At 38.6% G+C, this 10,629-nt stretch carries 7 protein-coding genes and 1 pseudogene; 5 read left to right on the plus strand and 3 right to left on the minus strand.

What is annotated here, in order from left to right; all coding sequences use genetic code 11:
- The 5 genes and pseudogenes from K8S13_RS05495 to K8S13_RS05515 form a co-directional block, all read left to right on the plus strand.
- A pseudogene (locus K8S13_RS05495) lies at positions 1-653 on the plus strand (AMP-binding protein); the annotation flags it as partial.
- Positions 654-810: 157 nt separating this feature from the next.
- Positions 811-2,601 carry a sodium:solute symporter gene (locus tag K8S13_RS05500; RefSeq protein WP_291461052.1) on the plus strand — a complete coding sequence of 597 codons (1,791 nt, stop codon included), beginning with the start codon at positions 811-813 and terminating at the stop codon, positions 2,599-2,601.
- Between the two features lie 210 nt (positions 2,602-2,811).
- Positions 2,812-4,914 carry an exonuclease domain-containing protein gene (locus K8S13_RS05505; RefSeq protein WP_291461053.1) on the plus strand — a complete coding sequence of 701 codons (2,103 nt, stop codon included), beginning with the start codon at positions 2,812-2,814 and terminating at the stop codon, positions 4,912-4,914.
- Between the two features lie 67 nt (positions 4,915-4,981).
- Positions 4,982-5,599 carry a LemA family protein gene (locus tag K8S13_RS05510; protein WP_291461054.1) on the plus strand — a complete coding sequence of 206 codons (618 nt, stop codon included), beginning with the start codon at positions 4,982-4,984 and terminating at the stop codon, positions 5,597-5,599.
- A 24-nt stretch (positions 5,600-5,623) separates the two neighbouring features.
- On the plus strand, positions 5,624-7,498 hold the full coding sequence (locus K8S13_RS05515; protein ID WP_291461055.1) for a DUF294 nucleotidyltransferase-like domain-containing protein: 1,875 nt from the start codon (positions 5,624-5,626) through the stop codon (positions 7,496-7,498).
- On the opposite strand, the gene K8S13_RS05520 is transcribed toward K8S13_RS05515, so the two are convergent.
- From K8S13_RS05520 to K8S13_RS05530, 3 genes are all read right to left on the minus strand, one after another.
- A complete protein-coding gene (locus K8S13_RS05520) occupies positions 7,495-7,866 on the minus strand; it encodes a hypothetical protein (RefSeq protein ID WP_291461056.1) in 372 nt (123 codons plus the stop codon). The two genes, K8S13_RS05515 and K8S13_RS05520, sit on opposite strands and share 4 nt — an antisense overlap.
- Positions 7,867-7,889: 23 nt before the next feature.
- Positions 7,890-8,288 carry a hypothetical protein gene (locus tag K8S13_RS05525; protein WP_291461057.1) on the minus strand — a complete coding sequence of 133 codons (399 nt, stop codon included), beginning with the start codon at positions 8,286-8,288 and terminating at the stop codon, positions 7,890-7,892.
- A partial coding sequence (locus K8S13_RS05530; protein ID WP_291461058.1) for a DUF748 domain-containing protein occupies positions 8,289-10,629 on the minus strand: 2,341 nt, incomplete at its 5' end. It abuts the gene before it with no gap.

The following is a 10,629-nucleotide window of genomic DNA, read 5'->3' on the forward strand; positions in this document are numbered from 1 at the left end:
CAAAGGCTGCTCCCGGATGGAACCTGGCTGTTCTGGACGATGATGGTAACCCGATTGGTGCAGAAGACATTGGTGCCATCGTAGTTAAACTTCCCCTGCCTCCGGGTACATTGCCCACGCTCTGGCAGAAAGATCAAAGATATGTTGATTCATATCTGAGTGTATTCCCTGGATACTATGAAACTTCTGATGCAGGGTTTATTGATAAAGACGGCTATGTCTTTGTCATGGCCAGAACAGACGACATTATCAATGTTGCCGGCCACAGGCTGTCCACAGGCGGCATGGAAGAGGTCATTGCAGAACATCCGGATGTGGCCGAATGTGCGGTCATGGGCGTTGAAGACCAGCTCAAAGGTCAGATACCCTTAGGCATGATGGTATTGAATGCCGGTGTTGAAAAAAACCATGATGAGGTGGTCAAAGAAGTCATTGCCCTGGTCAGAAACAAAATCGGCCCTGTTGCATCCTTTAAGACTGCCATGGTGGTCAAACGACTTCCAAAAACAAGATCCGGCAAAATCTTAAGGGGTACCATGCGGGCCATTGCAGATAAAAAAGACTATAAGATACCTGCTACCATTGATGATTATACCACCCTGGATGAAATCGAAGAATCCTTAGGCAAAATCGGATATGGCAACAAGGCATAAAATTTTAAAAAATGGGGACGGATTTCAAGCCTGTCCCCAAGCACTTTTGTACTTGAAAGGAGGTGGTGTGGTATGCCCTGATTATCTATATTAAAACGATAATCATGAAAGTACTCCAATCAACTCTAAAAAAATATCATACAGGAGGAAATTTACTATGGAGTCAAACGTAATGTGGGTTTGGGGATTATTGATAGTTTACATTATTTATTGTTTCTGGTGGGGTTTAAAAGGATTTTTTACTGAAAAAACCGCATCAGGCTATGGAATTGCCGGACGCTCTATTCCCTTTATTGCATTTTTAATGGCAGCCACAGCAGCATCCTTTTCCGGGTGGACATTTGTAGGGCATCCGGGTTTGATCTGGAAAGTGGGGTTGGTATATGCATTTGCCTCGTTCTATGTCTTAACTATTCCCATTACAGGCGCCTTTTTTGCTAAAAGAAACTGGCTCATGGGCAAACGATATGGCTTTATCACACCGGGTGATATGTTTGCATATTACTATAATAATGAACTTGTTCGCTGGCTGACTGTTATAGCAGCCCTTTTATATTCAATATTTTATTCAGGCATCCAGCTCATTGCCGCATCAAAACTATTTTACTGGGTAGCAGGCGTACCACCAACCATTGGCCTGATATTCATGGCCTTTATAGTATGGTTTTATGTGGTTACCGGTGGCCTTAAAGCCAGTACCTGGGTGGGTGTTCTCCAGTTTGTGCTTTTGGTCGGCGGCATTATGTTGTTAGGATTTTATGTTGTCACATCCGAGGCCATTGGCGGATGGTCCGGCATGTCAGCCTCTTTAGCCGGCCTTGATGCCAAATATTCGCAGGTACCAAGGATTATTAACTTTGGAATAGGAGGCGGCTGGACTGCAGTGATGGTCTTAACCTATATGTTTGCTCTCATGGGCATTCAGTCATCACCGGCTTTTATTCTGTGGAACTTTGGTATTAAATCTCCTAAACCTCTGGCCTGGCAACAGGTTTTTATGTCCACATTTGTTGTGGGTGTCTGTTTGTTTTTCTTTTCAGCTTTCCAGGGAATGGGCGCTAAAATACTTGAGCTGTCCGGACAAATGGTCATCGCCAATAACGGAGATGTTGTACCCAAACTGATGACGGAATTCTTACCAGGACCTGTATTGGGTCTTGTTTTCCTTGGCGCTATTGCAGCCATCCACTCCACCTCGGCTCCTTATATTGGTACCGGTGGTACCATCATCCAGAGAGATGTCTGGTGGAGATATGTCAGAGGCCAGAAAGGCAGCCATAATGAACAAATCTGGACCAACCGTGTTATGGCAACACTCTTAACACTTGCAGCCGTGGTGGTCAGTCTGACATCCTCTGATGCCATTGTTATGATCGGCGGGTTTGCAACGACATTCGGTACCATTATGTACCTCATGCTTGTAGGTGTCCACTGGGGATTTAAATTTCCCAGCACTGGCGCAGCTCTTGGTCTTTTAGCAGGTATTATTGTAAATATGTTAACTTATTTTGTCTGGAAATACCCCTTGTCAATGCATACAGCCTTCTGGGGCATTTTTGCCGGTTTTGTTGTGGCATATGGCTGCCGCGGGCTTGGATTTAAAGACTCTGAGGAAACCATTGCCCGGCAAAAAGAAGTCAGACAATGGCTTAACAGCATTGACGGACCGTCTGAAAATGGTAAAATATGGCGCTCCAGGATGAAGATTATTATTCCTATCTGGTATTTCTTTGCTCTTGGACCCGGTATTATGCTGGGTAACAATGCCTTTACCTTCTGCGGATTTCCTGCCATCTGGGCGTGGCAAATTGTCTGGTGGATAGTGGGTATAGTGATGATGTGGGCGCTTTGCTTTAAAGCTGAAATGTCTACCACTTCCGATGAACAGATCAAACGTGCAGATGTTGAAATTCTGGATGTAACCAAAGAAGCAGATGATATGGCTTAAGTTATTTTGCTTAAAACTTTTTAAGGAGGACATACTATGGCGCTGGAAGATAAATATCTTATCGCAACAATACTTTTTTGTATTATTCTCGTTGCCAGTTTTGGCTGGGGATGGTGGGGATAATCCTGCTCTCAATAAACATTAAATCTTAAAAAGAAGAATTCTATGATAAATCCTTTTATCATAGAATTCTTCTTATCTTTGGATTAAATGAAACAAACAAACCGATTCTGGGATTTTATCTTTTTTGTCCTGCTTGCAACAACGGCTACTGTAAGCTGTATTTCATTCTTTTTCTGGCAGGCACTAAATAAAGAAGAAATCCATGTTTTTATTACCATAGCCAATGATCATTCTTTATACATTATCACTGTTGTTTTTATTTGTATTTCTGTAGCATTTATCAGCCTTCAAATTATATTTCACACCTATATCAAGCCTGTAAAAAAAATCTCTGCTGAAGCAACCATGATTTATTCATCCAACCCTTCCCATAGATTAAACATCCCGGGTAACAAAGATATTAATAATTTAACATCAGTCATTAATGATTTTGCAGATATGTTTGAAAACCTGAACAAGAATATTACCCAGCAGATACTAATTGCCAGAAAAGAGACTGAAAAAGAAAGAAACTTATTAGCTGCCATCATGGCCGAACTCCCCCAGGGCGTTATTATCTGCAATAAAAGCGGCAGAATTTTATTGTTTAATTCCCTTGCAAAAAAAATATTCACGCAAGAAGCCCTTTCAAACAGGACTGAATATTTTATCGGTCTGGGCAGATCCATATTTCACCTGATTGATAAAACACTGATCGCCCATGCCATTGAAGAGATTGAAGAACACCTGAATAATCATAAACAGAGTGTGGCTTCTTATTTTATTGCCCCCATCCATACCGATCATTTGATCAGTGTTGAGACCATCCCCGTCCTTGACCAGGAAAGCCGGATGACCGGTTTTATTCTCACCTTTCAGGATGTGACCGATGATATCAATCAATATGATATAACCCATGAAAAACTTATATCTTTAAAAAAAGACTTGTCAAGACATCTAAAACTCGTGGAAAAATCTTTGATTGCCCCCCCCAAACATAGCCAGTTAATTAAAACGCTTGATCATCTGCCCCGACAGTATGAACAGATCGCAGATAATGTTCTCGATGTCCTATTGACTAAAATTCCCTTGACTAAACTTTTTTTATCGGATTTTCTTAATTCTCTGCAACTAAGAGTTAATTCCCTGCATGGAATAAAGTTGAATATTATCCATCAAACCAAAAACGACAGGATACTGGCCGACACATATTCCTTCACGGCGGCATGGATTTTCCTGTTAAAAAACCTGTCAGACATCTGTCTTGTGAATGAGTTCAATATCAGTTCTCTAAAAAATGATGACACAATAATTTTTAAAATAACATGGCAGAACAATCTTATTAGAAAAGACCGGATTGAAACACTGTTGTCTAAACGAATCAATGCCCTGCCAAGCCTGTTTTATGTTTTAAAACAAAACAATGCTCTTTTCCAAATTATTTCAAACAATAAAAATCAATGTTCGCAAATTAACGTTATCACCCAGGCTGAATTAAAAGCAAAGACAACTTTAAAAGAAAAACAACGCTCTCCAATTATTGCAGGCAGCAGACCTGAATTTTATGATTTTGACCTGTTCAAGGCTGGAGAAGACAATATTGATCTTTTGGATACCAATTTAAAAAATATTACCTACACGGTTTTTGATACTGAGACAACCGGTCTAAGTCCGGATGGCGGTGATGAGATTATTTCCATTGCTGCCGTGAGAATTGTCAATAATAGAATTGTATACCATGATCTTTTTGAGGAACTGGTAGACCCAAAAAGAGATATTCCCATGGAATCTTATAAAATCCATGGCATTAATTATGAAATGTTAGCCGGGAAAAAAGATATCAACACTATTTTACCAGTATTTAAAAAATTCACCTCAGACACGGTACTTGTGGGACATAATATCGCTTTTGATATGAAGATGTTAAAAATCAAGGAAAAGACCACCCATATCAAATTTCTAAACCCCGTACTTGATACGCTTCTTCTATCCGCAATTTTGCATCCTGTCCATGAACAACATGATATTGAAAATATTGCAAAACGCTTAGGCATTAATATTATCGGCAGGCACACAGCCCTTGGGGATGCCATAGCGACAGCTGAAATTTTTTTAAAACTGCTCCCCATTTTAAACAGCAATGGTGTCCTGACCCTTCAAGATGCCATTAAAGCATCCAAAAAAACTTACTATGCACGGTTAAAATATTAGTTGAACTATTTGTTATTTAAATGATACTTGATTAAACATTACATCCACCACTAAAAAGGAGAAATATATGCCTCATCGATGGTTGCAATTTGCCGGATTCTGTTTTGTTTTCTTTGGAATTATTTTATTTTGTATTATTTTGGGTGGATACACCAGCTTTTGGAGATCCCAAAATCGCATTGAAGATTCAAAGTCAATTCTGACTGATGCCTGCCAAAAAAGGTTGGATCTGCTAGCCGGGCTTATTGAAATGGCAAAAAAAAATGAAACGCAAACATATAAGCCCATGATAAGCCAGACAGCCCAAAAAGCAAACAGAATTTTGCAACAGGTCATCTCCCAAAAGACTCCCCTTGAAAGGAATTTGATCAAAGAATTTGAAGTTTCCCAGTTAAAACTGACGTTTCAATTAAAAGCGCTATCCACTCAATTGAAAGAATCTCTTGATAAAAATTATTCCAAACAATTTGCAGCCTTGAGAAATCAATTTAATACTGCCCAGGACAACCTCTTTGTGGCAAGGCAAGGTTATAACGATGAAGTAAACTATTTTAACACAAGAACAACAGCATTCCCGGCGTTTTTATTTGCAAAACTGTTTGGATTCGATGAAATGGAATATATAGAAATTTCAAAGGATCTGTTTTTGCCTGCCCGAAAAATTTTTACACCCACAACATCATGAGCTTAAAAAAAGGATGGATTTGATTTGAATAAAGAATCACAGGCTTATCCATTTTCATTGCTTTCAAAGCAAGATCAAAAGGAACTGGCCACTGCCTTCTCCTATGAAAAAGTCAAGAAAGATACGGTTCTCCTTGAACAGGAAATCACAAGTGTTAAAAAAGTCTATATCCTCTCTAAAGGTCATGCCCAATATTATTATGAGCTGAACAATACAAAAATTTTGACCGGAGAATTACAGCCGGGAGACAATTTCGGCGGCATTTCAATTCTATTGAATGATGCGGTTTCCATCAGGTCCTTAAAGATTCTTGAAGATTGTGTTTTTATAACTCTTAAAGCAGACTATTTTTTAACCGTATGTAAGGCAAATCCAAAATTTCAAGATTATTTTACCAATGAATTCGGTAAATGCATGCTCAACAAATCCTTTGCCGGGATCATTTCCAGACGGATAAAAGACAAGGAATTTAACCTGCCCTTTTTCAATCGACCCATCCGGACCATTTTTCAACCCAATATTATCACCTGCCCAATGGAAACCAGTATTGAAAATGCCGCCATTAAAATGAGCCGGAACAATGCCAGTGCTATTTTGATAAAAAAAGACAGGCGAACCATTCAAGGGATTGTCACTGATGCAGACTTAAGAAAAAAAGTGATAGCAAAACATATGGATCTGTCCCAACCTGTCTCAAACATCATGTCATCCCCCCTGATTTCTATTTCAGCTGACTGCCAGGTGTTTGAAGTATTTTTATCCATGATCGAAAATGATAAAAGGCATTTGGCTGTTTATAGCCAATCAGGTGATATTACGGGTATTGTCAGTGAAAAAAATCTCATCTTTGCCCAGACAAAATCAACCTATCTTCTGATAAAAACCGTTAAATCCGCCAAAACTATTCAGGAAATTGAAAATATTCATTCAAAACTTGAAAAAATACTTCTTGACCCCATAAAAAACGGTGCCAACACTGAATATATCACACGCCTGATCACTACTTTTTCAGATGCAATAATTGATAAAATCATTAGATTCTCCCTTGATAAAATGGGCCCACCACCTTGCAAATTTGTGTTTTTAACCATGGGGTCAGAGGGTCGTGAAGAACAGACCCTGATATCTGACCAGGATAATGCCATTATTTATGAAGACGGGGATCACCCCGAAAAAGCAAAAAAATACTTTGACGATCTGGCACAATTGATCTGCGACCAGCTGGACATGGCAGGATACAGGTTCTGCGAGGGTGATAACATGGCAAAAAATCCAAAATGGTGCCAGCCTTTATCCAAATGGAAAGAGTATTTCAACGCCTGGATTCGAACCTCAAACCCTGAAAATCTCCTTTATTCCAGCATATTTTTCGATTTCAGGGGAACCTGGGGTGACTTGACCCTGGCAGATGAATTAAAAAAATATCTTTTAATTTCCATTAAAAACTGGGCCGGATTTTTGAGAAATCTTACTGAAAACGCGGTTTATTTTAAACCGCCTATTGGTCGTTTCGGTAAACTTATAGTGGAGACCCAAGGTGAGCATAAAGGATCTTTAGATATAAAACTGGCCATGCTGCCCATCATTGATTTTACAAGAGTCTATGCCCTAAAAAACGGTATTTCTCAAACCAACACTTTGACAAGACTGTTCAGACTCTATACCCGGCATGCATTAACCAACAAAGAATACACTGATATTGTCAAGGCCTATAATTATATGATGCGATTAAGATTTTTACGACAAATCACCACCATTATGGATGAAGAAAATAGCCCTGACAATTATATCAATCCCCATAATCTTTCAACTCTGGATCAAACCCTGTTAAAAGAAATTTTAAAAATGATTGAAAAACTTCAACAAAACCTGAGTGTTGAATTTACCGGGACTGTTTAGAGCTTGAATTCTTTCTTGCAATGGTCACAAAAAGAAGTGGCCAGCATTTGCTTGCAGTGAATACATTTATCCGATAGATACCGTTGTTTGCCCTGCATCTTATCACAATCGGGACAATGCCAGTCTTTGCTGGTTGAAACAAATTTGTCACAATGGGGGCATTTAAAGGGAACTTTCCTGAAAACCAGATAAATAATTCCTGACCCGATAAAAAACGGGCCCAATAATTTGAATTGAAGGGTTGTTGCAAACTGATCAAATTCTGCCGCCCCGGAAAGAATAACCCATAACAAAAAAAAGATGGCCGTGATTGCAAGAAATTTAAATCGAAAATGAAAATAAACACTTTTTAATGGTTGTTCCTCCATACTTTGTAGGCTCCTTGTCCTTTTTATTTTAATGAAAACTTTACTTTACTTGTTCTTTCGTTGTTTGAACCATCATTTTCACTGGCCTCAAGCAGAAAAATTCTCTGATTTTCAACCTTACCGGTTGAAAGAAGATATGCCTTAATGTTTTCTGACCGGTTCATGGCAAGAAGCCGTAAATCATCCTCCCCAATGTTAATATTTGTGATCAACAGCTTTTTCTTTTCTCCTATATCAAGTTCTTTTTCAACACCTGCTTCATCCCTTGGTTTAGGGAATTGGGCTTGAGTATAGACGATATCGATATAGTGTTCCATGTCTTTAGTTTCAATAACCACTTCTTCCAATGTTGCTGCATCAGATCCCGAAGCCATCATATCTTTGAGTTTCGATGCCTTGATCAAATCTTCAAACCCATTCATTCACAGACCTTCAGCATCCCTGAGCTTATCATAAACCCCCTGTATTTCCAGATTGACAGATGATTTTTCCTGGAGAATTTGCGCCAGTGTATCAATTTTTCCATAATTTGACTCATCCATTTTTGTTTCCCCATACTGAAAATCTACAAACCCTAAGTCCTCCCCTCCGCCAAACATGGAACTCAGGATTGAAAAGGGTGAAGTGACCACTTTAAAAATCAAATTTGTAATCATTTTAAAAATAATGGAACCGACTTTAAATTCCGGATCATCCAGTTCCCCTGTAACAGGAAGATCAAGGTCAATTTGTCCATCCCTGTTTTTCAATAAGGAAATTGCAAGGCTGACAGGCAATGAGGTCGCATCTTCACTTTCCACCCTTTCACCCAATGTAAAATTATCAAATCGCACCCGGTTTTCTGATTTGAGTTTATTTCCATCTATCATATACTCAAGATCTAAAATAAGTTTTCCTTTTTCAATTTTATACCCCAGGTACCTGGATGAATAAGGTGTGAAATTCGTCAGCTCAATATCTTTATAAGAAATATCTATATCGGCAAATTTCTTTTTTGCCAATGGATTAATTGTTCCGACAATATCAAGAGGGGAAGACTGCCCATGCAGTCCCTGCAAGTGAAGTTTTGCCCGGGATTGTTCATCAGAAGAAAGCCCTGTTACAGATCCTGCTATCTGTTTCATATTGGCAGTAAAATTGGGTTGTGTCAGATAGTCTGAAAAACTGATATTCCCACCCTGCAACGTGACACTTTCCACACGAATCTGTGGAGTTTGGGATTCTGGTTTTACCTCTTTATTTTCAGGCTCAATCCCTGTATCGTTTATTGTATCCTTCTTGAAAATTGTATTTAAGTTCATTTCCCCGGTATCGCTGACAATGATCCGGGAATAAAAGTCTGTCAACGAAATATCTTTGGCCTTGACTTTAACCGGGAACACTGAGACATCAAGTCCGGAAAGATATAACGAATTGCATTTAAAAAAATCCTTTGCTGTCTTTTTGTCAAGAGAAACAAACTGCGTTATAGATGTTTGTCCGATAAACTGAATGTGCTCTCCTGAATTATCATCCAGGTTCAGCTTAAGCTTTCCTTTTGTATTAATACTCCCGTCGGTTACAAGGATTCTGATTGAATCGGTAAAATACGGCTGTAATGATTTAATATCAATTTTTTCCAAGTTAAGGTCAAGCCCGGCGTTTAAAATCGATGGAACCACGCTTCCCTTGATATTGATCCGTCCATCCTCATTCCAATTCATTTGAGCATTAACACGTCCTTTTTCTTTACCAAAAGTCTTAAGATCATCCGCTTTAATGGAGATATTTGAAAGTTTAATAGTTACCGGCTCTTTATTAGTTAGATCATTGAAGGCCACATTAAATCCAGTTGCATTAAACGATCTCATTGTGACGGCCCACGGAGAAGCCTTGCTCTCTATTGGCTTGGTGTTTGTAATTGATGAAGTTTGAGGGCTCGGAGAGTCCTTTGCCGGCAGGACAGTTGTGACAAGGTTAATCTGACCGTCTTTCATTCTTTTAAGCAGAACTTTTCCATTTTGAGCTATAATGATTCCAATATCTATTTTTTTATTTCCAATATCAATGATTGACTCTTTGATTTTAAATTTTGGAATGTTGATCATCTCTTCTTTGGATTGTCGATCAAAAATTGAAAGCGTTTGGATTAAAAATTCTTGATTTTTAATCTTCATATCAAATTTATCTTGTTTTTTTAATAGTTCAAAGCCTGCAGAAAGATTCATATTGCCATCCTTCACATCAAAGCCGACAAGGCTTTCATAATAGGGGGCATATTTGTTGAACCGTATATTTGACAAAAGTAAAGTGCCATCAGCCTCCACAGGATGTGTTTGGAACCGACCTTTGGAATCAATAGTCTCTTTAGTTTCGGTTTCAAACTTCAGACTGTATTCTCCGGAAACAGCCTCTCCTGCTTTCAAGTTTTCAATCCGGACATTCAAGGGAAATACTCTGGATTTAAATATTTTTTTATTGGAAAGATCCTGGAAGGAAATTGCTGCGTCTTTGATCTCAAAGTCTGCCAGGCTGAGAATAAAGAGTTTTTTATTGGTGCCGGCATCTTTCTTTACCGCTTCTTTTTCATGGTTTTCTTTATTTTTCGGTATATATTTTAACAGGTTTAGCTTACCGTTTTTATCCCGGCTTAAATTAAATTCAGGGGTTTTTATCAAAATTTTTGAAATATTCAATTGATTGGCAAGGATATCTGATTTTGAAATATCAACACTCAATTCCGGGAATTTAATTACTTCTTCTTTGGCAATGCCCTTTACATCA

This window comes from Desulfobacula sp. (assembly GCF_021107415.1).

Excerpts from the sequence above, each read along its gene's own strand:
- K8S13_RS05500 (WP_291461052.1), top strand. The coding sequence starts at position 811 with ATGGAGTCAAACGTAATGTGGGTTTGGGGATTATTGATAGTTTACATT.
- K8S13_RS05505 (WP_291461053.1), top strand. The coding sequence starts at position 2,812 with ATGAAACAAACAAACCGATTCTGGGATTTTATCTTTTTTGTCCTGCTT.
- K8S13_RS05510 (WP_291461054.1), top strand. The coding sequence starts at position 4,982 with ATGCCTCATCGATGGTTGCAATTTGCCGGATTCTGTTTTGTTTTCTTT.
- K8S13_RS05520 (WP_291461056.1), bottom strand. The coding sequence starts at position 7,866 with ATGGAGGAACAACCATTAAAAAGTGTTTATTTTCATTTTCGATTTAAA.
- K8S13_RS05525 (WP_291461057.1), bottom strand. The coding sequence starts at position 8,288 with ATGAATGGGTTTGAAGATTTGATCAAGGCATCGAAACTCAAAGATATG.